At 46.9% G+C, this 23,444-nt stretch carries 21 protein-coding genes and 1 riboswitch; of the genes, 19 read left to right on the top strand and 2 right to left on the bottom strand.

Features of this window, described 5'->3' with window-relative positions; all coding sequences use genetic code 11:
- The first annotated feature begins 15 nt into the window (after positions 1–15).
- Complete coding sequence (locus tag AB6805_RS08510; RefSeq protein ID WP_370909006.1) at positions 16–267, top strand: hypothetical protein; 252 nt, start codon at positions 16–18, stop codon at positions 265–267.
- Here the strand turns inward: AB6805_RS08510 and AB6805_RS08505 are convergent.
- Positions 264–740 carry a lipocalin family protein gene (locus tag AB6805_RS08505; protein ID WP_370909005.1) on the bottom strand — a complete coding sequence of 159 codons (477 nt, stop codon included), beginning with the start codon at positions 738–740 and terminating at the stop codon, positions 264–266. The two genes, AB6805_RS08510 and AB6805_RS08505, sit on opposite strands and share 4 nt — an antisense overlap.
- Before the next feature lie 63 nt (positions 741–803).
- A riboswitch (TPP riboswitch) is annotated at positions 804–907 on the top strand.
- A gap of 52 nt (positions 908–959) precedes the next feature.
- On the opposite strand from AB6805_RS08505, the gene thiS reads away from it, so the two are divergent.
- The 7 genes from thiS (at position 960) to thiH (ending at position 7,063) form a co-directional block, all read left to right on the top strand.
- Positions 960–1,163 (top strand): sulfur carrier protein ThiS, encoded by a 204-nt coding sequence (gene thiS, locus AB6805_RS08500; protein ID WP_079471618.1) that lies wholly within the window; start codon positions 960–962, stop codon positions 1,161–1,163.
- An 84-nt stretch (positions 1,164–1,247) separates the two neighbouring features.
- Positions 1,248–3,104, top strand: a complete 1,857-nt coding sequence (gene thiC, locus AB6805_RS08495) for a phosphomethylpyrimidine synthase ThiC (RefSeq protein WP_370909004.1) — start codon at positions 1,248–1,250, stop codon at positions 3,102–3,104.
- A gap of 24 nt (positions 3,105–3,128) precedes the next feature.
- Complete coding sequence (locus tag AB6805_RS08490) at positions 3,129–3,785, top strand: thiamine phosphate synthase (protein WP_370909003.1); 657 nt, start codon at positions 3,129–3,131, stop codon at positions 3,783–3,785.
- Positions 3,761–4,513: a hydroxymethylpyrimidine/phosphomethylpyrimidine kinase gene (locus tag AB6805_RS08485; protein WP_370909002.1), complete on the top strand. Its 753-nt coding sequence runs from the start codon at positions 3,761–3,763 to the stop codon at positions 4,511–4,513. Before AB6805_RS08490 ends, AB6805_RS08485 begins: the two co-directional genes overlap by 25 nt.
- On the top strand, positions 4,510–5,142 hold the full coding sequence (locus AB6805_RS08480) for a thiamine phosphate synthase (RefSeq protein ID WP_370909001.1): 633 nt from the start codon (positions 4,510–4,512) through the stop codon (positions 5,140–5,142). Before AB6805_RS08485 ends, AB6805_RS08480 begins: the two co-directional genes overlap by 4 nt.
- Entirely contained in the window at positions 5,130–5,903 is a 774-nt protein-coding gene (locus AB6805_RS08475; protein ID WP_370909000.1) for a thiazole synthase, read from the top strand. Before AB6805_RS08480 ends, AB6805_RS08475 begins: the two co-directional genes overlap by 13 nt.
- Positions 5,904–5,932: 29 nt before the next feature.
- The gene (thiH, locus tag AB6805_RS08470; RefSeq protein ID WP_370908999.1) at positions 5,933–7,063 is read left to right on the top strand and encodes a 2-iminoacetate synthase ThiH; all 1,131 of its coding nucleotides are present in this window, start codon (positions 5,933–5,935) and stop codon (positions 7,061–7,063) included.
- 405 nt (positions 7,064–7,468) lie between these two features.
- On the opposite strand, the gene AB6805_RS08465 is transcribed toward thiH, so the two are convergent.
- Positions 7,469–7,924, bottom strand: coding sequence for a PA2169 family four-helix-bundle protein (locus AB6805_RS08465; RefSeq protein WP_370908998.1), 456 nt, complete (start codon positions 7,922–7,924; stop codon positions 7,469–7,471).
- Positions 7,925–8,180: 256 nt separating this feature from the next.
- Here AB6805_RS08465 and AB6805_RS08460 point away from each other — a divergent pair, with 256 nt between their 5' ends.
- The 11 genes from AB6805_RS08460 (at position 8,181) to AB6805_RS08410 (ending at position 23,444) form a co-directional block, all read left to right on the top strand.
- On the top strand, positions 8,181–8,333 hold the full coding sequence (locus AB6805_RS08460; protein ID WP_142684433.1) for a lmo0937 family membrane protein: 153 nt from the start codon (positions 8,181–8,183) through the stop codon (positions 8,331–8,333).
- A gap of 254 nt (positions 8,334–8,587) precedes the next feature.
- Positions 8,588–9,304, top strand: a complete 717-nt coding sequence (locus AB6805_RS08455; protein WP_370908997.1) for a ferritin-like domain-containing protein — start codon at positions 8,588–8,590, stop codon at positions 9,302–9,304.
- A 40-nt stretch (positions 9,305–9,344) separates the two neighbouring features.
- On the top strand, positions 9,345–10,181 hold the full coding sequence (locus AB6805_RS08450; RefSeq protein WP_370908996.1) for a ferritin-like domain-containing protein: 837 nt from the start codon (positions 9,345–9,347) through the stop codon (positions 10,179–10,181).
- A 124-nt stretch (positions 10,182–10,305) separates the two neighbouring features.
- On the top strand, positions 10,306–11,451 hold the full coding sequence (locus AB6805_RS08445) for an esterase-like activity of phytase family protein (RefSeq protein WP_370908995.1): 1,146 nt from the start codon (positions 10,306–10,308) through the stop codon (positions 11,449–11,451).
- Between the two features lie 44 nt (positions 11,452–11,495).
- On the top strand, positions 11,496–11,939 hold the full coding sequence (locus AB6805_RS08440) for a copper resistance protein NlpE (RefSeq protein WP_370908994.1): 444 nt from the start codon (positions 11,496–11,498) through the stop codon (positions 11,937–11,939).
- Between the two features lie 122 nt (positions 11,940–12,061).
- Positions 12,062–13,663: a DUF6377 domain-containing protein gene (locus AB6805_RS08435; protein WP_370908993.1), complete on the top strand. Its 1,602-nt coding sequence runs from the start codon at positions 12,062–12,064 to the stop codon at positions 13,661–13,663.
- Between the two features lie 389 nt (positions 13,664–14,052).
- Entirely contained in the window at positions 14,053–17,004 is a 2,952-nt protein-coding gene (locus tag AB6805_RS08430; protein ID WP_370908992.1) for a SusC/RagA family TonB-linked outer membrane protein, read from the top strand.
- Between the two features lie 23 nt (positions 17,005–17,027).
- On the top strand, positions 17,028–18,566 hold the full coding sequence (locus AB6805_RS08425) for a RagB/SusD family nutrient uptake outer membrane protein (RefSeq protein WP_370908991.1): 1,539 nt from the start codon (positions 17,028–17,030) through the stop codon (positions 18,564–18,566).
- Between the two features lie 141 nt (positions 18,567–18,707).
- Positions 18,708–21,167: a TIM-barrel domain-containing protein gene (locus AB6805_RS08420; protein ID WP_370908990.1), complete on the top strand. Its 2,460-nt coding sequence runs from the start codon at positions 18,708–18,710 to the stop codon at positions 21,165–21,167.
- 51 nt (positions 21,168–21,218) lie between these two features.
- Positions 21,219–21,881, top strand: a complete 663-nt coding sequence (locus AB6805_RS08415; RefSeq protein ID WP_370908989.1) for a hypothetical protein — start codon at positions 21,219–21,221, stop codon at positions 21,879–21,881.
- Positions 21,882–21,962: 81 nt separating this feature from the next.
- Positions 21,963–23,444 carry an FAD-binding oxidoreductase gene (locus AB6805_RS08410; RefSeq protein WP_370908988.1) on the top strand — a complete coding sequence of 494 codons (1,482 nt, stop codon included), beginning with the start codon at positions 21,963–21,965 and terminating at the stop codon, positions 23,442–23,444.

Below are 23,444 nucleotides of genomic sequence, written 5' to 3'. Positions count from 1 at the left end.
TTAAAATTCGAATATATGCAACACTCAACAGCATTAACAAAAACAGCCTGTATATCAGCGCTCATTATCGGTGTACTATCGGCAGCATTCGCTTTCAGTACACACACGCCTTCCTATGCAGTTACCGCAGGCTCAGTAGCTATAGTAGTTGGTCTTCTTTCCCTGTATATAGGAAGAAAAAATATTGACGATATGCAGCTCGCTGCTGCCGGCGTATTTATGGCGGTAGTAGCCTGCCTGGTAGGACTCTGGCAGCTATATAATTAATTGCTTCTATGGTATTTTTCCACGTAGCCTTCGGCGGCTTTTACAGGAAACAATACCAGTGAGGTGTCTGACAGTTCTTTTATAATAGTTGTATCCACGATCGTGGAGGTATCTTTTACGCCTTCAGAATGATTCCACAACAGCAGGGTGTCGTGTGTCAGTAACCATTTTTCGTATACCAGTGTGTACATGTTAATGGATCTGGCAGTTCCGTTCTTTCTAAGCTGAAAACCCTGCGTTTCCTTATCCAGGCCCGCTACGGGCTGTATCCACTTTCCTATGAGCTTAGCTGCGTCAATATGCAGCGTATCCGCAACAGCAGCAATGCTGTCAGTAATGCCGGCATTACTGCTGTCTGCGATTATACTAACCAGGCTACTGTCATCCTGTAATTCTTCCTGCTCCGCCTCCTTCTTACTCCCTTTACAGGCAACCGCCAGTATCAATAAACACATTAAACTGAATCGTACCATAATTTAAAAATACACAATTCATCATTTGTAATGTAATTTTTAAATATTTCCATTACTTTTACATCTACACTTTAGGGGTGTTTATCCAATATGAAGGATAAACTGAGATGATACCCTCAGTACCTGAAGCAGTTCATACTGCCGTAGGGAAAAGTAACTGAACCTTTCTCATCTTTCCACATCCTTAAAGTTTATTGTTTCACTTAAATTCCAATTAACATGGAAGTGCATGTAAACAATAAACTTTATGCGGTGCAGCCGGGAACAACCATCGCTGCACTCTTACAGTTTATTCAGATCTCTGCTCAAAAAGGCATTGCAGTGGCCGTCAACAACCAGGTGATACCGAAAACCTCCTGGGAAAACCAACCACTATCTGCAGCCGATAATATTACTATTATCAGGGCTACCCAGGGCGGCTAAACCCTGCATTTCATTTTTCGTATAGTCTTTTCCGTGATGCATCATTACGGACCGGCATTTCTATCTCTAAAAAAACCAGACATCATGAATAATCAGCCTGTGGCACTCAGCCGCACACCCTTTCCTGCTTCAGAAAAAATATACGTGGACGGAACTATCCACCCGGTAAAAGTAGCCATGCGCAAAATAACGCTCACGGGTACACGCATTCATGGGAAAAACGGGGATGCCGTTCCTAATGCACCCGTTGTTGTATACGATACCAGCGGCGCCTTTTCCGACCCCAATATCCATATTGATGTGGCCACCGGTATTCCGCGCATCCGTGAAACATGGATCAGCAGCCGGAAAGATGTGGAGCAACTCGCAGAGTATACCAGTCCCTTTGTAAGAGAACTGATGAAAGAAGGAGGCAAGATGCCTTTGATGAGCCACACGCATAAACCGTTGCGCGCCAGACCAGGTCAAAATGTAACCCAGTTGTACTACGCACAACAAGGCATCATTACACCCGAAATGGAATACATTGCTATCCGGGAAAATCAATGCGCCGACAAACTGTTTGAGCAAAACAATCCCCTCTGGGACCAGCATAAAGGCCAGAGCTTTGGCGCCAACACACCTGTAAAGTTTATCACCCCTGAATTTGTACGCCAGGAAATTGCCGCCGGCAGGGCCATCATCCCCGCCAATATTAACCACCCGGAAAGTGAACCCATGATCATCGGCCGCAACTTTCTTGTGAAAATAAATGCCAACATCGGCAACTCCGCGGTTACTTCCAGTATAGAAGAAGAAGTGGAAAAAGCAGTATGGTCTTGCCGCTGGGGTGCAGATACCATTATGGATCTTAGCACCGGCAAAAATATCCACGAAACCAGGGAATGGATTATCCGTAATTCGCCCGTGCCCATTGGCACCGTACCCATTTACCAGGCACTGGAAAAAGTGAACGGAAAAGCGGAAGCCCTTACCTGGGAAATTTTCCGCGACACATTGATTGAACAGGCAGAACAAGGTGTGGACTACTTCACTATCCATGCCGGCGTGCTACTGAGATATATACCGTTAACGGCAAAACGTGTAACCGGTATTGTTTCCCGTGGAGGCTCCATCATGGCTAAATGGTGCCTGGCGCATCACAAGGAAAATTTCCTGTATACACATTTCGAAGAGATTTGCGAAATCATGAAAGCATACGACGTTTCATTTTCACTGGGAGATGGATTACGCCCTGGCAGTATCGCCGATGCCAACGATGCAGCGCAGTTTGCAGAACTTGAAACACTGGGGGAACTTACCAAAATAGCATGGAAGCACTCAGTACAGGTAATGATTGAAGGCCCGGGCCATGTACCCATGCACCTCATCAAAACCAATATGGATAAGCAACTGGAGCACTGTCATGAAGCGCCTTTCTACACACTTGGCCCTTTAACCACCGACATCGCACCTGGCTACGATCATATCACTTCAGGAATAGGCGCCGCCATGATAGGCTGGTTTGGCTGCGCCATGTTGTGTTATGTAACGCCAAAGGAACATCTTGGGTTACCAAATAAAGAAGATGTACGGCAGGGTGTGATCACCTATAAGATCGCTGCGCATGCTGCCGACCTGGCGAAAGGCCACCCGGGTGCGCAACACAGGGACAATGCGCTCAGCAAGGCCCGCTTTGAATTCCGCTGGGAAGACCAGTTCAACCTGGCCCTGGATCCGGAAACGGCCCGCTCGTATCACGACGAAACACTGCCTGCAGACGGCGCCAAGGTGGCTCATTTCTGCTCTATGTGCGGCCCCAACTTCTGCTCCATGAAAATCACGCAGGAAGTACGTGACTTCGCCGCGCAAAAAGGTTTGGAAGAAGAGGATGCCATGACTGCCGGTATGAAGGAAAAAGCCGCAGCTTTTGCAGAACAGGGCGGCGAAATCTACCTGTAGATACGCCATTTAAATACAAAATATTTGATCTGGATCATCACATCACCTGAACGTATACACGAAGAAGTGGATATCCTTGCAAGCTTACTAGCAGCAGGAGTGGAGCGGGTACTGTTAAGAAAGCCCGGCTGGTCGGCCGGGCAGTATTCCGCCTTACTGGATAAGCTACCGCCGGAGTGTTACAACCGCGTTCTTATCCGCGATCATGGTGCGCTCGCCGCCAGGTATGGCCTCGCAGGCGTACACTGGAGCGGGGAGGGGATACAACAGTTAATAGCAGATGCTGTGATCAGTAATGAAGAAACGGCGCTGGCTGCCCGTAAAACGGAACCACTAACCCGTTATCTATCTCCGGAAGATTTTAAGGAAAACAGCACAGGTATTCATTCAATGGAAGATATAACGCTAACGGACAAACGCTTTCAAACATTGTTACTGAGCCCGGTATTTAACAGTATCTCCAAACCTGGCTATCACGGCCGGATGGAAGGGGTGCTGCCTGATAAAAACAACCGGCGGGTACTTGCGTTGGGAGGTGTGGATCACAGCAATATACATTTATTAAAACCATGGCAATTTGATGGCGCAGCTTTGCTGGGAGCCATCTGGAAAACACCGGTGCAAGCCGTGGAAAATTACTGCCGTATTCAACAGCTATGGAACAAGAGCGACCTTACGTGATGAGCTTTGCCGGTCTGGATCCCAGCGGGGGCGCAGGTTTACTGGCAGATATCAAAACATTTGAACAACACATGGTAAACGGAATGGGCGTTTGTACTGCCATCACGGTGCAAACACCCGAACAATTTATATCAGTAGAGTGGATACCGGTAACGCATATACTGGCGCAGGCAAAACCGCTGCTATGTAATACCCGGCTGCAGTATTGCAAAATTGGCATCATGCCGGATATACAGTCTTTACTGGAGCTGGTAAGACAGGTAAAACAATTATCGCCCGGTATACGTATCATCGTGGACCCGGTATTAAAAGCGTCGGCAGGCTTCTCTTTCCACGGCAGCATTCACCAGCAGGCCTGGAAAGAACTGCTGGCGGAAATTTACCTGTTAACACCTAATTACGACGAAGCATTGTTGTTAACAGGCCTTACGGATGGGGAAGCTGCAGCGAGGCAATTGTCTGCTGGCTGTGCGGTACTGCTAAAGGGAGGTCATCATAAAAACAAACCGGGATACGATATACTTTATACCGGTGATGTGATCCATACCTTTCCTCCTGTACAGAAAGAAGTATTTCCAAAACATGGCTCTGGCTGTGTACTATCGGCCGCTATCACTGCGGGTTTAGCACGCGGCGTTTCACTACCAGAGGCATGTGCTAACGGTAAGGTATATACGGAAAAATTATTGGCCAGTCATTCATCATTAACAGGATACCATCACATATGATCAGCAACTTACATTACATATCGCAACCATCGCATACCGATAATATACTCGCCGCCTGTGACGCCGGCTGCAAATGGATCCAGCTTCGTATCAAAAACGAGTCCCCGGCCACCGTATTGCCGCTGGCAGAGCTGGCAAAAAAAATCTGCGATCGTTACCAGGCGTCTCTCATTATCAACGACTACCCGGAGATCGCGGTAGCGGTAGATGCAGCGGGCGTACACGTAGGCAAACTGGATATGACCGTTGCCGCGGCCCGTGCCATTACCGGCAGCAACATGATTGTTGGCGGCACGGCTAATACCCTTGAAGATATCCTGCAGCATGTGCAGGATGGCGCCAACTACGTAGGTGTTGGTCCGTTCCGGTTCACTACCACCAAGCAAAATCTCAGCCCCATATTGGGACTGAGCGGTTATCAATCTATCCTGCAATCTTTAAAAGAAAAAAATATAGGCATTCCCGTTATTGCCATTGGCGGTATCCTGCCGGAAGATATCCCGGCATTGATGGAAACCGGTATTCACGGTATTGCCGTCAGCGGAGTGATTACACATGCAACAGATAAACGGGCCGTTGTGAACCAGATTCATCACCAGTTAAAAGAATTATCCACATGGAGCCATTAATTATTGCCGGCAGGGAATTTCATTCCCGTTTGTTTACCGGTACCGGTAAATTTTCTTCTCCCCAGGTGATGGAAAGTGCGCTGCTGGCCTCTGGCAGTGAGCTGGTTACCGTGGCGCTGAAACGGGTAGAAATGGATAATAAGGCAGATGATATGCTACGGCACCTGTCGCATTCAAGAATACACCTGCTTCCCAATACCTCCGGCGTGCGTACGGCCAAAGAAGCCGTATATGCGGCACAGTTAGCCCGTGAAGCGTTGGAAACAAACTGGATAAAACTGGAAATACATCCTGATCCCCGCTACCTCATGCCCGATCCGATAGAAACTTTGCTAGCGGCGGAAGAGCTGGTGAAACTGGGTTTCGTGGTACTTCCTTATGTGCATGCGGACCCGGTATTATGCAAGCGGCTGGAAGATGTGGGCACGGCGGCGGTGATGCCGCTTGGCGCTCCCATTGGCAGCAATAAGGGATTGAAAACCTTCGATTTCCTGGAAATCATTATTGCACAAAGTAATATACCGGTAATTGTGGACGCAGGTATTGGCAGTCCTTCCCATGCCGCGCAGGCAATGGAAATGGGCGCCAGCGCCGTGCTGGTAAACACCGCGATAGCCGTGGCCCGTAACCCGGTGGAGATGGCCGCCGCATTTAAAGCAGGAGTGGAAGCGGGGCGCATGGCCTACGAAGCTGGCTTACCTGCCAGCAGCCAGCATGCAGTGGCCTCCAGTCCGTTGATCGCATTTCTCGATGAAGCATAACTATTTTATCATCTTATTAATCCTTCCGTATGTTTAAAAGCATATTTGATCAGTATGACTGGAACGAGGTAAAGGCCGGCATCTATGCTAAAACAGCCGGGGATGTGGAACAGGCCCTGCATAACCAGCGCCGTTCACTGGAAGATTTTGCGGCACTTATTTCCCCGGCGGCGGCGCCTTACCTCTCCCAAATGGCGGCTATCAGCCAGGCGCTTACCCGCCAGCGGTTTGGGAATACCATGCAGTTGTATATCCCGATGTATTTATCGAACGAATGCCAGAACATCTGCACCTATTGCGGATTTAGTCTCGATAACAAAATAAGGCGGAAAACCCTCAGCCCTGCGGAAATCCTGCTGGAAACAGCTGCTATCAAAGAAATGGGGTTTGAGCATGTTTTGCTGGTAACTGGAGAAGCTAACCAGCTGGTAAGCACCGACTATTTTAAAAAGACCTTGCAACTGCTCCGGCCGCATTTTGCCAATATTTCGATGGAAGTGCAGCCGATGGACGAACAGGATTACCGGGAACTCGCGGAACTGGGATTGCATGCGGTGTTGGTGTACCAGGAAACGTACCACCAGGACGACTATAAAAAACATCACCCCAAAGGACGAAAGTCGAACTTCGACTACCGCCTGGAAACGCCCGACCGGCTGGGGCGGGCCGGCATTCACAAAATGGGGCTTGGCGTGCTGATAGGGCTGGAGGACTGGCGTACCGACAGTTTCTTTACCGCGCTGCACCTGGCCTACCTTGAAAAAAAATACTGGCAAACAAAATACAGTATCTCCTTTCCGCGGCTGCGGCCATTTTCAGGCGGGCTAACACCGAAAGTAGTAATGAATGACCGGGAGTTGGTACAGCTAATCTGCGCCTACCGGCTCTTCAACCAGGAAGTGGAGCTTAGTATTTCTACCCGGGAAGAGGAAAAATTCCGGAATAACATTGTGCATCTGGGCGTGACAGCCATGAGCGCCGCGTCAAAAACCAATCCTGGTGGCTATGTGGTGGATCAGCAGTCGCTGGAGCAATTTGAAATATCTGACGACCGGAGCGCCGCCGCTATTGCCGGCATGCTACGGAAACAAGGATTTGAACCGGTTTGGAAAGATTGGGATCCTGCCTTCTCAGGGGAAATAAAAAAGGTGGTTGGTTAGACCACCTGGTAGTTATTATTGTTGTTTTTCATGGGGAGGTTAAAAGTAATACAAGAGATACTTCTCTCAATCATTTCAAAGATAGTATAGGACTTTGAATTCCAAAAGCCCCTGGCTAAACTGAACAAAATGAACAGCAATACTGCCATTGAACAGAACCGGTTCCTGTTTGCTGTTTTCATGGGCTTATTTCACAAAAAATCTCCCATATCCAATATAAAAAAAGGGCTGCTTCAAACGATGAGGAAGCAGCCCTGTACCGAAAATCCCGTAGTTGCCATATTACTTATTAATATAAGTATGATTGGAATTTCATGAATCTAAAAGTAATATGGCTATCCTGAACAACCGCTTAACGGGTTGATTTGAACAAAAAGAACAGACGGTAGCTGTCTGCACAGCATGTTATTGACTTACTACGTCGCGGTAGCTCTTGATAGTATCGTGTGCTTCCTTGAGGTTTGCCTGTTGATTGCCAATGATTTCCCTCATACTATAGGGCATGGCTACATCCATACTAAGCGCATCGGCGTAGGCGCGCTGTACGGCATCTTCCCCATATTCACAGGAGGAAAAAAGGGAATACCGGTCCCTTCCTGTAAAAGTAGTTTTTATGGCCATCCACGTGCGGTATAGTTTCCCGCTGACAGTAGTATCAGTTTCCGCATCTGCGCCCTGCGCTCTCAATAACAGGTTTAGTTCTGCTACATATTTTAAACTGTCGTTGATCATATGTTGAAATAACGCCTTCACATCTGCGTCATCACTGGCGTCCTGTGCTTGCTTATATCCTTCTATCCGGTCATTGTTGATTTTTACGAGATCGCTTAAAAGTGTGACCAACTTTTCCTCTTGTAACATGATCAAAAATTTATGGTTAAAAAAATAGTCTGATAATATAACCATTTTATTTCCAAAAATGTGTCCATACTGTAAAACCCTTTAGCACAAAGTATTTCCGGATGGAGAGCCTGCTATTTCCCGTCCTTTTTTTTCTCGGATGGTGGAGAAGGTTCCACAATGGAGCGGTGTCAGCAATGGGAAATAGCTGTATACAAAGCGATTATCTTATTGGCATAAATTTTCTAGTATAATAAGCGAACTAAATCCTTAAGACATGAACAGCCTTCTTTATTTAATTGCCGTAATTCTCATTATAGGATGGATACTTGGATTCTTTGTTTATTCAGCCGGTGGTTTAATACATGCCTTACTTGTGCTGGCTATTATTGCCATCCTTGTAAATATAATCAGAGGCAGGGCCTTATAGGATTACGCTGCACGTTATTCTTCCCTGTCTAATTGGTGATTCGTTACCAATTGGACGGGGATTTTTTTTGTTATCCCTTCCATTTCCGTCGTGCTGAAAATATTTTACCCTTTTTAAAACCGCTTTTTGTCGCACCCCGTATATGGTCGTCAGGTGCCTGTGCGAGCATACCTTCAGGCATCTTTAAAACCCGCTACTGTTAAGCAACAGGGCATTGTGATCATGTATTATCTATTCACGTAAAACTTTCTCTTATGCACATTCTCAAGAACCCCTCTCAGGAGGAGGGTAAGGAAGTTATGCCTAATCTGCAGCGCCGCAACTTTCTGAAATACCTCGGCATGGGCTCTGCATTTGTTACTGCTGCTACCATTGCCGCCAGTTGTAATAAAAAAGATGATAACAATATGGGAGGATCCGGTGTGAGCCTGGGTTCAGGTGACGTAGCCGTGCTAAACTATGCTTATGCCCTTGAGCAGCTGGAGGCGGCCTTCTACACACAGGTGGTGCTTACACCCTATGCAGGTATTTCCGACACGGAACTTGATTTTTTCAAAGATATCAGGAATCATGAAATAGGGCATCGTGAATTTTTCAAAGCCGCTTTATCAACCAATGCCATCGCTGGCCTGGAGGTGGACTTCAGTTCCATTGATTTCACCAAAAGGGCCAGCGTACTGGCAACAGCCAAAGCATTTGAAGACCTGGGTGTTTCCGCCTACAACGGCGCAGGGCAGTATATTTCATCCTCTTCAACAGGACTAGTGTATCTCGGACTGGCCGGCAAAATAGTGTCGGTAGAAGCTCGTCATGCAGCCTATATCCGGGACCTGATTGAGCCAGGATCATTTGCTGCCGGCGATGTAATAGATGCAAACGGACTGGATAAAAGCAGGACGCCGATAGACGTTTACAACATTGCCAAAACGTATATCAAAACCAGGATCAATACAAACACATTACCTAAGTAAGCAACTGCTGTTATTATTTCATCTGTTTAAATCTGATTATATGGACCTGTTCAATATTTTCAAGGAAATCGAAAAAATCGATCCTGATGTATACGACCGGCTGGATTCCCGCCGCAATGCCATGAAACAATTTACCAATATCAGCGGTAAAATTGCACTGGCAGCTATCCCGTTTGCACTGGGCAGCATGTTTAATAAAACATATGCGCAATCTACCGGCACTTCGGTAGCAGACGTATTGAAATACGCCCTTACACTGGAATATCTTGAAGAGGCTTTTTATGTAAAAGGGGTAGCCACGCCCGGCCTGATACCTACTGCGGCTGCAACTGCCGCCCTTACCACCATCAGGAACCATGAAACCGCTCACGTTATTTTTTTGAAAACTGTGCTCAGCAACATGGGTGGCGCGCCTGCCAGTCCTGTGTTCGACTTCACCGCCGGTGGCACCTTCCCGGCCGTTTTTACCGATTACAATTTCTTCCTCGCTATCGCACAAACATTTGAAGATACCGGCGTTCGCGCCTATAAAGGCCAGGCAGGAAATTTATCAGGAAATAATACGGTGCTCACAGCGGCACTGAACATACATTCTGTGGAAGCACGCCATGCAGCCCATATCCGGATGATGCGCAGGGCATTGGGTACGCTGGGTGCTTCCCCTGCACTTAAACCCTGGATTACGCTGAACCAGAGCGGCATTGCTACTGCCGCGGTAAATCCTTCCTATGCGGGAGAGGAGTTAACCATGCAGGCAGGGGTGGACATTGCCGCATTGGGTGGTAACATCGGGGCTAACAGCGCATCAGAAGCATTTGATGAACCATTGTCGATGGCGCAGGTATTACCCATTGCTTCTTTATTTATAAAATCTTAAGTACGCTATATAGTTGGTCAGATGTAGAAAAGGCTGGCTCTTTCGGGCCGGCCTTTCCGTGCACATAACAAATCCTTCATGCAGCGCGGCGATCTGAATGCAGGAGATTTCCTAACTTGCCGTCATGAAAAAATACCTGCTTTTTCTGATCCTTCCTATACTGGTGGGCATCTTCAGCTGTAACACTACCCGTAAAGCGGCTACCGCTGTCAATACCATCGGCCAGCTAAAATTTATCGGTGAATATATTGTTCCATATAACCTTCCTTTCAATGGTACGGTAACCGGTGGTTTATCCGGTATCGATTACGCCCCTTCTACCGGGCAATATTATCTTATTTGTGATGACCGCTCCGCACTGAACCCGGCGCGTTTTTATACCGCCCGGCTTTACTTTTCCGATAAATCATTCGACAGTATAAAGTTCACAGGTGTTACCCCTTTATTGCAGCCCAACGGACAGCCATATCCCGATACCAAAACCAATCCCTCGCTTACGCCCGACCCGGAAGCGATGCGGTATAATAGTAAAAAGCAACGACTGGTGTGGAGCAGCGAAGGTGAACGCATTGTAAACGAAAAAGATACCATTCTTACTAATCCGGGTATTTATGAGATCCGTATGAACGGACAATACCTGGATTCATTTACACTGCCATCGCAATTCAGGATGCAGGCCACAGAGACCGGGCCACGCCGAAACGGTGTATTTGAAGGACTGGGATTTACCCCCGGTTATAAATACCTGTATGTGAGCCTGGAAGAACCCCGTTATGAAGATGGTCCGAGAGCCGAAGTAGGGCAGGGCGCCTATACCCGTATCCTTAAATTTGACAACAACACCCGGCAGCCGGTGGCGCAATATGCGTATAAACTGGAGCCGGTGGCGTTTCCCGCCATTCCTGAAAATGCGTTCAAAGTGAATGGCATTTCAGATATCATGGTGTTGGACAATAATAAAATATTAACCATTGAAAGGTCATTTTCCAGTGGCGTAAAGGATTGTACCATTAAAGTGTTTATCACCGATCTTAGCAATGCTACCGATATCAGTGGTATTAATTCCCTGCAGGCGGATACCCGTTTTAAACCGGCGACCAAAACGTTACTGCTGGATTTTGTGCGTCTTGGAAAATATATAGATAACATTGAAGGCGTTACTTATGGTCCTGTTTTGCCTAACGGGCATCGGAGCCTGGTGTTTGTAGCAGATAATAATTTTTCTGATAAGGAAGAAAACCAGTTTTTCCTGTTCGAAGTTATCCCGTAAAACAATAATGACCACTGGTTGTTTATAATCAGAAAACCCCCGATATGAAACACTTGCCACTATTGTTGCTGCTGGTAGTCCTGGCTGCCTGTCAGCATTCCGGCGCCAAAACCGGCCAGCCGGATAGTATAGCAGTAAACTCTCCTTCAGACACTGCCTCCGGCGTTACTTATTCAGGAATGTTGCCTTGTGCTGATTGTGAGGGCATTGTTACAGAGCTGACCCTCCAAAGGCAACCGGATGATCATTTCACGTTAAGAGAAACCTACAAGGGAAAGAACCAGACCTTTGCCAGTGAAGGCATTTATACCATTGTGCATGGTACCGCTGTTGACCCGGGAGCTACCGTGATTCACCTCAATCCCAATAAAGACAGAAACCTCCAGCGCTATTACCAGCAGGTGAATGAAAACGAACTGTTGTTACTGGGCGCCGACCAGAAAACTATACAAACCAGCCTTAATTATACCCTGAAAAAGGTACTTTAATATTAAAGGAAGATAGAAGGAAGATGGGGAGCCGGTTTAAAATAAACCAGCTCCCCGCATTATATCAAAAAAGTCGCTTAAATTTAGCGGTGACCTGTGACCTTTTATCATTCTAACTTATTATGAATCGAATTCGGGGCTATCTGATTTTATGTTTATTCTTCTCTATACATACCTATGCCAAAGCGCCGGTAGACAGTCTTCTGAAGGAGCTGAACAAGGTGATGGCGAAATCGGCTGCTTATGATTCCATTAAAATCCGTGGGATTGACAGCATAAAACGTACCCGGCAGGCGGCTGGCAATGATCCTGCGCGCCAGTACCTGATTTGCCGGCAGCTATATAATGCTTACAAGGTATTTAATTTCGATTCCGCATTTACATATGCCCAGCAGCTGCAGGTATTGGCCGGCCAGTTGCATGATCCGGTATTGTTAACCGATGCCCGGATTAAGCTGGGATATGTTTTATTGTCATCGGGCATGTTTACAGAAACCGCTGCTTTTATTAATACCATTGACCCTACCGGCGCCCCGGATAGCATCCGGGTGGAGTTTTTCCTGATGAAGAGCCGGTTGTATTTCGACCTGGCAGACTATAACCAGGATAAGTATTATACCCCCGCCTATATTAAAGTGGCCAGTACATTTGTGGATTCTGCCCTCCACCTGATGAGGCCCAACTCTGTTGAGTACCGATACAACAAAGGATTGCAGCTATTCAAGCTGGGTAACATTCCGGCAGCGCTGGACATTTTCCCGGATCTGAACCAGCCTGGTATTTCAGGACGGCAACTAGCCATATTGGCCTGCACCCTGGGCTCTATTTATGATGCAGCCGGTAATAAAGATACCGCCATCAGCCTGATGGCCAGGTCGGCCATTGCGGATCTGCAGACTTCCACCAAAGAAACGATGGCCGCCTACAGCCTGGCTACCCTGCTTTTTGAAAGGGGCGATGTAAAAAATGCATCCCATTGTATTGAGCGGGCTATTTCGGAAGCGGTGTTTTATGGTGCAAGGCAAAGAAAGGTAATGGTAAGTAGTATTTTACCAATAATTGAGCATGAACGGATCATTACGGCAGAAGAAAGAACCAAGTCGCTGCTGATCTATGCCGCTATTGTGACCCTGTTGCTGGTTGCGTTGGTGATACTGGCCATTACGGTGTTCCGGCAGGTACAAAAATTAAAAACCGCGCAGCGCATTATTACCGCAGCCAATCTTAAACAACAGGAAATCAACAACCAGTTGCTCGAAGCCAATAAAATCAAAGAGGAGTACGTGGGGTATTGCTTTAACATCAATGCTTCCTACATCGGCAAAATAGAAAAGCTAAAACAGAATCTTGAGCAAAAATTAACGGATAATAAGCCTTCAGAGCTAAGGTTCCTTGTAAATAATATCAATATCCGCCAGGAGAGAGAGGAGCTTTTTACCAGCTTCGACCGGGTATTCCTTAAAATATTCCCACATTTTGTGGCTGAGTTCAATGCACTTTTTGACAAAGAGAACCAGGTGATCCTGAAAGAAAACGAACTGCTGAATACAGACATCCGGATTTTTGCGCTGATCCGTATCGGTATCAACGACAACGAAAAAATTGCCCGTATTCTGGAGTATTCTGTGAACACTATTTATGCCTATAAAACCAGGATCAAAAAGCGCGCGCTGATTCCAAGCGAAGAGTTCGAAACCCATATTATGAGCATTAAAGCCCTGTAAAAAGCGGGAAAAACCGTCTCATGCCATTAATATGGTAATTATTTATATATAATCATAACCATTTGATTATCAAAATTATCTGTGAGATAATTTTGGTTTATTCGGCTTTATTTTCTATATTTTAACTGTAAAACTTGTTACCCTGCTGATTGATTTTTTACTTTGAATCAGTAGAATGATAATACCAAAACTCTAAATTCTAACAGGAGAACTAAAAACCACTAAAGAAGACAGAACGACCAAGGTCGATTTAAAAAAACAAACATTATCCACGTTGACAAATTGCGGGCATCCCCGGCAAACAACGCCTTATTTCCATTATTAAAATTTAATGAAAAACATTTAATCCACGGAAGCAGTATTACATAACTGCTCAAAAAATCCACTTTATGTTTAAAACAAGATCCATCAAGAATCTTTTTTTGTGCTCATTGCTTTTGGCAATACAAGGTATAGTAGGTGCACAGAACAAGACCATTACCGGTAAGGTCACTGACAGGAACGGCGTTGCTATCCCAGGCGCTACTGTTCAGATAAAAGGTACCAAAAGCGGAACATCCGCCGATGCCGATGGGGTTTTTAAAGTAACTGCACCACCTGAAGCCTCCGCGCTGATCATCACTTTTATAGGATATGCCACCCAGGAAGTGAGCATTGCTGGTAAAACAACTATAAACGTACAGCTGGCACAGGAAAATACAACCCTCACCGATGTGGTGGTAGTAGGTTATGGTACCTCCCGTAAAAAGGACATTACCGGCGCTATTGCCCAGGTGAAAGCCGCCGATTTTAATAAGGGTATCACCTCCGCTCCCGATCAGCTGATCCAGGGTAAAGTATCCGGATTGATGATACTGAATAATAACGGTGCTCCGGGCGCCTCCGCCACAGTAAGGATCAGGGGTGTGTCTTCTGTCCGTACTGGTAACCAGCCGCTTTATGTGGTGGATGGAGTACCCCTGGATGGCCGTGTGGCCCGCCCTTCCCTGAACCTCACTGGATTGGGACAAACACCGGACGCCAACCCACTCAACTTTATCAACAGTAATGATATTGCGACCATGGAAGTATTGAAAGATGCTTCTGCCACCGCGATATATGGTTCCCGTGGTTCAAACGGCGTAATCATTATCAATACCAAAAAAGGAGTAGCCGGTCCTACGGTAGTAGACGTAAACTACTCTGTAGGTATGAGCAACATCATGAGAAAGCTTGATGTACTCAATGCAGATGAATACCGTGCTGCCTTAAAAGAATACGATCTTACCGGTGACGGCGGCGGCAGCTCCGACGGACTTGGCTCTATCCTCAGAACCGGCGTTACCCAAAATGTACAGGTAGCGATGAGCGGTGGAAGTGAAACCAGCCGCTACAGGGCATCCTTTGGTTTACAGGACCAGCAGGGTATTGTGAAGAAAACAGGCATGAAGAAATACACCGCATCTCTCAGTGGCCAGAACAAATTCCTGGAAAGCAAACAACTGGGAATTGACTACGGCATCATGGCGGCACAAACGAGTGAACAATTGGCGCCTATTTCCAATAACGCCGGTTTCACCGGAAGTCTGATCGGTCAGGCATTACAATGGAATCCAACAGTTCCATTGACCAAACCCGACGGATCCCTGAACATCCTTGCTAAAAACCAGGCGATCAACCCAATGAACATGTCGCAGGGTTATAACGATAAAGCCAACATCAGCTATATCCTGGCAAGTATTTCCCCGTATTTCAAATTCAATGACAACTGGGAATACCGCATGATGTACAGCGTAAACCACCAGGTTGGACAAAGAAGGGCTTCCCTGGATTCTTCCATTAACATCGACCAGGTACTGGGAGAAGGTATTGCCGCTTATAATACCGCAGAGCTGACTACCCAGTTATTCAATAATACCCTGAACTACACCAAAGAGTTTTCCGGTGGCTGGAACCTCGGTGCAATGGTGGGCTATGAATACCAGAAATTTGCTTACTCCGGTGTAGGTATCGGCGCGAGAGGTTTTCCTACTAACGCGGTAGATTACACGGACATCTTCCAGACACCAGAACAGGTGAATACCAACATCAACTCTTTCCGTAATCCAAGCTCAGAGCTGCAGTCTTTCTTTGGCAGGGTAACTATAAATGCAAAAGATAAATATCTCCTCACTGCGACAATGAGGGCAGATGGTTCCAGCAAGTTTGGCTCCAACAACCGTTATGGATACTTCCCTTCCTTTGCAGCCAAATGGAATATTTCCAACGAAGGGTTCATGAAGGATAACACCTTCTTCAGCAACCTGGGATTAAGAGCCGGTTATGGTATCACTGGTAACCAGGAATTTCCTGCCGGTGCAGCACAAGCTCAGTACGGTTTAACTACCGGCGGCAAAGCCAGTCTCATCAACGTACCAAATCCGGACCTGAAATGGGAAGAATCCAAACAACTGAACGTTGGCGTTGATTTCGGATTCCTCAAAGGCAGGATTAGCGGTACTGTGGATTACTTCCTGAAAAACACCACCAACCTGTTGTTCAGCTTCCCGGCTATTCAACCGGCGCCGGCCTCCAGTTACTGGATCAACTTACCGGGTAAAGTAATGAATACCGGTGTGGAACTGTCTCTTAAAGGAAATATCATCCAGTCTAAAAACTGGTTATGGAACCTGGGTGTAAACGGCACCTGGCTGAAAAATGAAATGTCTGGTTATTCCGGTCCTACGGTTAATACCGGTTCCATCGACGGACAAGGCGTATCCGGTGTAACCTCACAGCGCCTGGCGAACGGCTACCCGTTAAATACATTCTATCTCCGCAGATTTGAAGGCTTCGACGATAAAGGGGTGAGCATTTATTCCGATAACGGCAACACCCTTTATTACATGACAAACCCGAATCCGAAAGTATTACTGGGTATCAACACAGAAGTAGCCTATAAAAAATGGAGCCTTTCTGCCAGCTCTCACGGCGCCTTTGGTTTCCAGGTGTATAACAACACTGCCAACACGGTATTACCCATCGGTAACCTTGGCTCCAGGAACATCGCCAAAGCACTGGTTGGTAACGGCGAAGCACAAACGAACTCTCCCGCCGCTTCTTCCCGCTACCTGGAAAACGGTAACTTCCTGAAACTGGATAACCTGACCATCTCCTATAACCTAGGTCCTGTGGGTAAGGTTTTCAAAGCTGCTGCCGTATCCCTGACTGGTCAGAACCTGTTTGTAATTACAAAGTATACTGGATTTGATCCGGAAGTAAATACCGATAAAAACATAAATGGTGTAAGCTCATTTGGTATAGAGTACTCTCCATACCCAACTGCAAGAACCTTTATGCTTGGTGTACAGTTTACCTTATAATCTACTTCTAAAAAAAGACCACAATGACGACTCAACATATAATTAAAACAGCCATAGTAATAGCCAGTGCCATTGGTTTCACGGCTTGTAGTTTAAATGAAGACCTGGGGAGCAACCTGAATCAGCAGCAGGCCGATTCACTGATCAAAGCATCCCAGCTGCTGGGATCTGCTTACGATAACCTGCAGAATGCCTACCAGGATTTTTCGCAGACATGGGGCATGTCTGAAATCAGTACCGATGAAGCGCTCGGACCCACACGTGGCGGCGACTGGGATGATAACGGTGTATGGCGCGCCCTTCACCAACACCAGTGGACACCGGATCACTCACATATTCAGAATACCTTCAGCGCCCTGTTGCTGGAACAGTTCAGCGCTACCAATGTATTGAATTTCCATCCTTCACCAAGACAGGAAGCAGAAGCACGTTTTCTGCGCGCCTTCTCAATGTTTGCGGTGATTGACCTGTACGGTCAGGTACCCTACCGTGAGCCGGGCGAAAACCTGCTGAAGGCGCCAAAAGTTTTCAAGGCTGCCGAAGGATTGGACTTCATTGTCTCTGAACTGAATGCCATCCTGCCCAACCTGCCAGACAGGGTTACAGCCAAGGATGCTTATGTAGCCAGCCAGGATGCGGCCCGCTTCCTGCTGATGAAGATATATCTGAATAAAGGCGCTTTCCTCAACAGAAAAGCACCCACCTTCGATGCGGCAGATATGCAAAAGGTGATTGCCCTGGCCGATCAGATAACCACCAGTGGTTATACCCTCCAGGCGAAATATTTCGACACTTTCGCAAGGGATAACGATGCAAAATCCACCGAAAATATCTTTACCCAACTGAATGGCCCCGGGGTTAGTAATAACCGTAGCGGCAATAACGTTTACTGCCGTTGGATGTGTACCCTGCACTACAGCCAGAACCCCAGCGGATGGAACGGGTTTACCACTTTATCTGATTTCTACGATTCATTCGAAGCAACGGATACCCGCAGAGGCGGTGACTACCCAGGCGTTACAAATGTTTCCGGTTTGAAAGTGGGTTTCCTTTTGGGGCAGCAATATGATCAGACCGGTAAGAAGATCCTGGACAGAAGCAACCGCCCGCTTATCTTCACCCGCGAAGTGGAATTGAGAGCCACCGGCACACAAGTGGAAATGTCTGGTATCAGGGTAGTGAAATATCCTCCTGACATGGGTTCCAGCGGTAGCAATGCCACCAACGACTTTGTATTTTTCCGTTATGCAGATGTGGTGCTGATGAAAGCTGAGGCGCTGATCAGAACCGGCAATACAGCGGCAGCGCTCCTGATTGTAAATGACCTGCGTTCGAAACGCGGCGCTACGCAGTTCACCAGCATTGATCTCACTAAAATGCTTGCTGAAAGAGGCCGCGAATTATATTGGGAAGGCTGGAGAAGAATGGATCTGATCCGCTTTGGTAAATACCTGGATGCATGGCAGCTGAAAACTGTAAGTGATCCAAAATACCTGCTGTTCCCGATTCCAACCAGTGATCTTGCTGTAAATCCAAACCTGGTACAAAACCCGGGCTACTGATAATTATTCTTTTGTTGCGGGCAGGGCTATCCGGCCCTGCCACCGCAGCAAATCCTTCTCCCAAAATATATTTTATACCTGCTACGCATTACACAGCTAATGCGACAGGGGAGTTTTTTGCGTAGCAATTCAATTATTCTTATGTATACAAAAGCTCTGCTAAGGCGCTCAGGATGGATTTTACTGCTTTCCTGCCTGTCGGCCCAGGCACAAAACCAGGTAAAAAAGATCGGTAAAATAAATACGGTCAGCATCTCAGGGCAACAGATAAAAATCAGTGCAGAAAATGCGTTCGCGGAAATCACCGTGTACAGTCCTTCCGTGATCCGTGTAAGAATGGATCAGCATCCGCTTGCAGCAGATTTTTCTTATGCGGTAATTGCCAAACCAGCTACCACCCGGTTACAGACTACACAAAACAACAGTGAAATCAATGTAACCACGGATTCCCTGCAACTGCGTATTTCCAAAAATCCGTTTGCCATCCGCTTTCTTACCCCTTCGGGAGAAGTGATTAATGAGGATGAAGAAGGATTAACTACTTCCTGGATAGGTGATGAAGTAACTACCTACAAGAAAATGCAGGAAGGGGAACGGTTTATTGGTCTGGGTGAAAAAACCGGTAATCTCGACCGTAAAGGGGAAGGCTATACGAACTGGAACTCCGATAAGTTTGGCTATGCTGCCAACCAGGATCCCATATACGCCACCATCCCTTTTTACGTGGGTATACATCATCATCTCAACTACGGTATTTTCTTTGACAATACCTTCCAGAGCGATTTTAACTTCGGCGCCAGCAATAACCGCTTTTCTTCTTTTGGCGCAAGGGGAGGAGAGATGAATTACTATTTCATCTATCACCCACAAATGGCGGATATCATTACGTCTTATACCAATCTTACCGGCCGCATGCCCATGCCGCCGCTGTGGAGTCTCGGATACCAGCAGAACCGCTACAGTTACTACCCCGATACCGAAGTATTGCGGATTGCGCAAACCCTGCGGGAGAAAAAAATCCCGTCAGATGGTATTACCCTCGACATCCATTACATGGACGCCTACAAACTGTTTACCTGGAATAAAGACCGTTTCCCCAATCCCCAACAGCTCAGTAAGCAGTTGAATGATATGGGATTTAAACTTACCGTAATTGTAGATCCGGGCATAAAAGTAGAAGAAGGTTATGCTGCTTATGAGAGCGGAAAAAAAGAAAACATCTTTATCAAATACAGCGATGGACAAAATTATACGGGGCAGGTATGGCCCGGCTGGTGCCACTTCCCGGACTTTACCAGTGGAAAGGGCCGCGACTGGTGGAAAGAGCAGATAAAATCGTATATGCGTGAGGGTGTGCGCGGTATATGGAACGACATGAATGAAATTGCCACCTGGGGCCAAAAGATGCCTAACAACGTGATCTTTGATTACGAAGGGCACCCGGTAACCCACCAGCAGGCGCACAATATATATGGTCTTGAAATGGTTCGCGCCAGCTATGAAGGCTCCAGGGAGGAATTAAAGAAACGTCCGTTCCTGTTAACCAGAGCCGCTTACGCAGGCTCACAGCGCTACAGTGCTATCTGGACCGGCGACAACCGCGCGGAAGAAGATCATATGCTGCTGGGAGTTCGCCTGATGAACAGTTTGGGTGTTAGCGGCATGCCTTTCTCAGGTATGGACATAGGCGGTTTTACCGGCAACGCTACCGTGAGCCTGTATGCCCGCTGGATGCAGATCGGCGCCTTCATTCCTTATTACCGTAACCACACAGGGGTAAATACCAAGTCGTCCGAACCATGGGCATATGGCGAAGAGGTGCTGGAAATTTCCCGCAATTATGTAAACCTGCGTTACCGCTTGCTTCCTTACCTCTACAGTTCCATGTTTGAAGCAACACGTACCGGCATGCCTGTTATGCGTACGCTGGCGCTCACCAATACCTTTGACGCCAATGTTTACGACACCCGTTTCCAGAACCAGTATGGTTATGGAAATGCCTTTATGATAGCGCCTTTTGAAAGCACAAAAGAATTCGGCTCCATCTATTTCCCGGAGGGAAAATGGTATAACCTTTATAACGACACCATCACTGCCGGGAAGCAGGAAGTTATTACCTCGCTGAATATAAAATCCCTGCCGGTATATGTAAAAGAAAGCAGTATCATCCCGATGCAATCGTTGATACAAAATACATCCGAAAAGCCTTCAGATACGCTTTTCCTGCACATCTACAAAGGTGATAAACAAAATACCTTTGTTTATTATGAAGATGATGGAGAAACTTTTGATAACGAGAAAGGAGTGTATTATCAACGGACTATCGCTTATCATCCCGCGGATAAAAAAATTATCCTGGAAAAAGTAAGTGGTAGTTATGCCTCGAAATTTCACTACATTAAATTATTACTCCACGGATTTGGGGACCAAAAAAGTATAACCGTTAATGGTAGTCCGCTATCGTTAGTGTCAACTGGTTATTCTTTCCTTTCACCTATATCACGCTTTGATCCGCAAGGATCCTCGATTCCCGCAGAGCGTTGCACTGTACAGCAGGCAATCTTTGATAATGGTAATCAGCTAATTAACGTGGATTTGTAATAATAAGAACGGCCTCCTGGATTTTCCGGGGGGTCTTCTTTATATTTGGGCATGAAATACTTGCCTTTTCTGCTGTTGCTGTTCTTTTCAGCCTGTATATATAGCGCCCGTCAGCATAGTACAACGGTTACGATTGCAGATGATACCATCCCTTCTGATATAGACTCTCTAATCCATCTTTACAAAGCATTTGAACAGGACACCCTGGAAATTTTACCCGGCGCTTTTGGTGATCCTGACACCTGGCATTTTAAGGGTACTGCCATCGACAGCCAGTTACAGCCGTTACTGAGCGATCGCAGGTATAATGAAGATTATCTTTTTTACGCCTGCTATAAATTCAACCTGGATGCCAATACAATTGGACTGGTTACCTGGTCCCCTTCTGAATACGAATCTTCTTCCGTTAAACTGTTTGCTTATCATAAGAAAACCAAAACCATCACTTTTGAAACTGAGCTGGCAGAAGAATTTGGCGACGCCGGTGATGTGCTGATAAAAAAGTCCTGGCTGTATCATTCCCCGGACAGTAGCTGGCAGGCGATCCTGGAAAATTTTAACTCCAGTCAGTATGGGGTTCCTGAAGATACCGTTGCCGTAGCATCGTATGACTACTATCATTTAACCTGGAATGGCAGCAAAATAGATACGCTCAGCACCGATAGTTCCGCTTTGGTGCAGGTATATAAAATGATGCCGGTAAATAAAAAATAGCGCTTGTTTGCTACCGCTTTTTACTATTATATTTGGGATGTCCTGCGCCCTTACCTTCACTTTCACCTTAAAGCCGTCAATATGAACTTTAGTATTATCACTCCGGCAGATGCAGCATATGATCAGTGGAACGATCGTGGTGCGAACCTGAGATGGAAGGGGCATCCTTCGGGGATCATTCCTGTAACTACTGTCGATGAACTGAAAGACGCGCTGCAATATGCAGTGGACAATAGCAAACGGGTAGTGGTACGCGGTGGCGGTCATTGTCTTGAAAATTTTGTGGGTGATCCTGCTGTAGAAATAGTGATTGATATTTCCGCCATAAAGGGAATCCGCTATGATGAAGGAATGAACGCGATTGAAGTGATGGCGGGTGCAACATTGGGAGAGGTGTTTGAAACACTGGACCGCGAGTGGGGTGTTTTACTCCCGGCCGGACAGCATCCCGCCATCGGGATAGGAGGGCATATATCCGGAGGGGCTTTTGGTTTTCTGCATCGCCATCATGGGCTGGGAGCCGATTACCTGTATGCAGTAGAAGTGCTTTGGGTAAATAATGAGCGGCAGGTGGAAAAGGTGATTGCTACAAGGGAAGAAACAGATAGCAACCGTGAACTCTGGTGGGCGCATACAGGAGGTGGTACCGGCAATTTCGGGATTGTTACCCGTTATTGGTTCCGGGCACCCGGTGTAACAGCGCGTGATCCTTCCCTGTTACTACCCAAGTCGCCGGAAGTACTGGAAACAATGGAGATGGAATGGGATTGGGATCAGATAGATGAGCGGGTATTTAAACAATTGCTGGACAATTTCGGAGAATGGGGTAAGATGCACAGCAGTACGGACACGGAAGCCGGCAGGCTGTTTGCCACGCTTTACCTCTCCAATAAGGCGACTGGTAAAATTATGTTGAAGGCTGTGTTATCCGATTGTCCGGAAGAAATAGCAGAAGAATTTGCAGCCGCTGTTTCTGCAGGCATGGGTATAACAGGAAGAGCCATACGAAAGCCGATGCGTTGGGTGGAATTTGCATTACAGCCTTTTCCGGATATTTTCATAGACATGCGGGTTGCTTTCAAAGTAAAAGATGCCTTGTTACGTGCGCCCTATACAGCCGCACAAATCGGAACCATATACCGGCATCTGACGGAGCATAATGATGTGCCGGGGGGATCTGTTGGCGTCGCTTTTTTTGGTGGCAAGATGAATGCTGTAGCGGCGGATGCTACCGCATTCCCACAGCGGGACTCGATTTTAGCCACTGCCTGTACATCCGGCTGGTTAGATGCGGCAGACGAAGAAAAGTCTGTTGCATGGACGCGTAATATCTACAAGGAGCTGTTTGCAGCAACAGGCGGAGCACCTGTACCCGGAGAGCAAACAGGCGGATGTTTGATTGCGCATCCGGATGCTGATATGGCGGATGAACAATTTAATAAATCAGGTGTGCCGTGGCACGTGTTTTACTACCAGGATAATTATGAGCGGCTGCAGCGTGTAAAAGGAAAGTGGGACCCGCGCGGAATATTCCGGCACAGACTGGGTGTGGAAGGGATATAA

Source organism: Chitinophaga sp. RCC_12 (genome assembly GCF_041360695.1).
Taxonomy (GTDB): domain Bacteria; phylum Bacteroidota; class Bacteroidia; order Chitinophagales; family Chitinophagaceae; genus Chitinophaga.
Note: the sequence above shows the minus strand (reverse complement) of the source record. Positions and strands in the feature narration are given on the sequence as shown.

Excerpts from the sequence above, each read along its gene's own strand:
- thiS (WP_079471618.1), top strand. The coding sequence starts at position 960 with ATGGAAGTGCATGTAAACAATAAACTTTATGCGGTGCAGCCGGGAACA.
- AB6805_RS08465 (WP_370908998.1), bottom strand. The coding sequence starts at position 7,924 with ATGTTACAAGAGGAAAAGTTGGTCACACTTTTAAGCGATCTCGTAAAA.
- AB6805_RS08510 (WP_370909006.1), top strand. The coding sequence starts at position 16 with ATGCAACACTCAACAGCATTAACAAAAACAGCCTGTATATCAGCGCTC.
- AB6805_RS08460 (WP_142684433.1), top strand. The coding sequence starts at position 8,181 with ATGAACAGCCTTCTTTATTTAATTGCCGTAATTCTCATTATAGGATGG.
- AB6805_RS08420 (WP_370908990.1), top strand. The coding sequence starts at position 18,708 with ATGTATACAAAAGCTCTGCTAAGGCGCTCAGGATGGATTTTACTGCTT.
- AB6805_RS08425 (WP_370908991.1), top strand. The coding sequence starts at position 17,028 with ATGACGACTCAACATATAATTAAAACAGCCATAGTAATAGCCAGTGCC.
- AB6805_RS08480 (WP_370909001.1), top strand. The coding sequence starts at position 4,510 with ATGATCAGCAACTTACATTACATATCGCAACCATCGCATACCGATAAT.
- AB6805_RS08445 (WP_370908995.1), top strand. The coding sequence starts at position 10,306 with ATGAAAAAATACCTGCTTTTTCTGATCCTTCCTATACTGGTGGGCATC.
- thiH (WP_370908999.1), top strand. The coding sequence starts at position 5,933 with ATGTTTAAAAGCATATTTGATCAGTATGACTGGAACGAGGTAAAGGCC.
- AB6805_RS08415 (WP_370908989.1), top strand. The coding sequence starts at position 21,219 with ATGAAATACTTGCCTTTTCTGCTGTTGCTGTTCTTTTCAGCCTGTATA.
- AB6805_RS08505 (WP_370909005.1), bottom strand. The coding sequence starts at position 740 with ATGGTACGATTCAGTTTAATGTGTTTATTGATACTGGCGGTTGCCTGT.
- AB6805_RS08430 (WP_370908992.1), top strand. The coding sequence starts at position 14,053 with ATGTTTAAAACAAGATCCATCAAGAATCTTTTTTTGTGCTCATTGCTT.
- AB6805_RS08485 (WP_370909002.1), top strand. The coding sequence starts at position 3,761 with ATGGAACAAGAGCGACCTTACGTGATGAGCTTTGCCGGTCTGGATCCC.
- AB6805_RS08450 (WP_370908996.1), top strand. The coding sequence starts at position 9,345 with ATGGACCTGTTCAATATTTTCAAGGAAATCGAAAAAATCGATCCTGAT.
- thiC (WP_370909004.1), top strand. The coding sequence starts at position 1,248 with ATGAATAATCAGCCTGTGGCACTCAGCCGCACACCCTTTCCTGCTTCA.
- AB6805_RS08410 (WP_370908988.1), top strand. The coding sequence starts at position 21,963 with ATGAACTTTAGTATTATCACTCCGGCAGATGCAGCATATGATCAGTGG.
- AB6805_RS08455 (WP_370908997.1), top strand. The coding sequence starts at position 8,588 with ATGCACATTCTCAAGAACCCCTCTCAGGAGGAGGGTAAGGAAGTTATG.
- AB6805_RS08435 (WP_370908993.1), top strand. The coding sequence starts at position 12,062 with ATGAATCGAATTCGGGGCTATCTGATTTTATGTTTATTCTTCTCTATA.
- AB6805_RS08475 (WP_370909000.1), top strand. The coding sequence starts at position 5,130 with ATGGAGCCATTAATTATTGCCGGCAGGGAATTTCATTCCCGTTTGTTT.
- AB6805_RS08440 (WP_370908994.1), top strand. The coding sequence starts at position 11,496 with ATGAAACACTTGCCACTATTGTTGCTGCTGGTAGTCCTGGCTGCCTGT.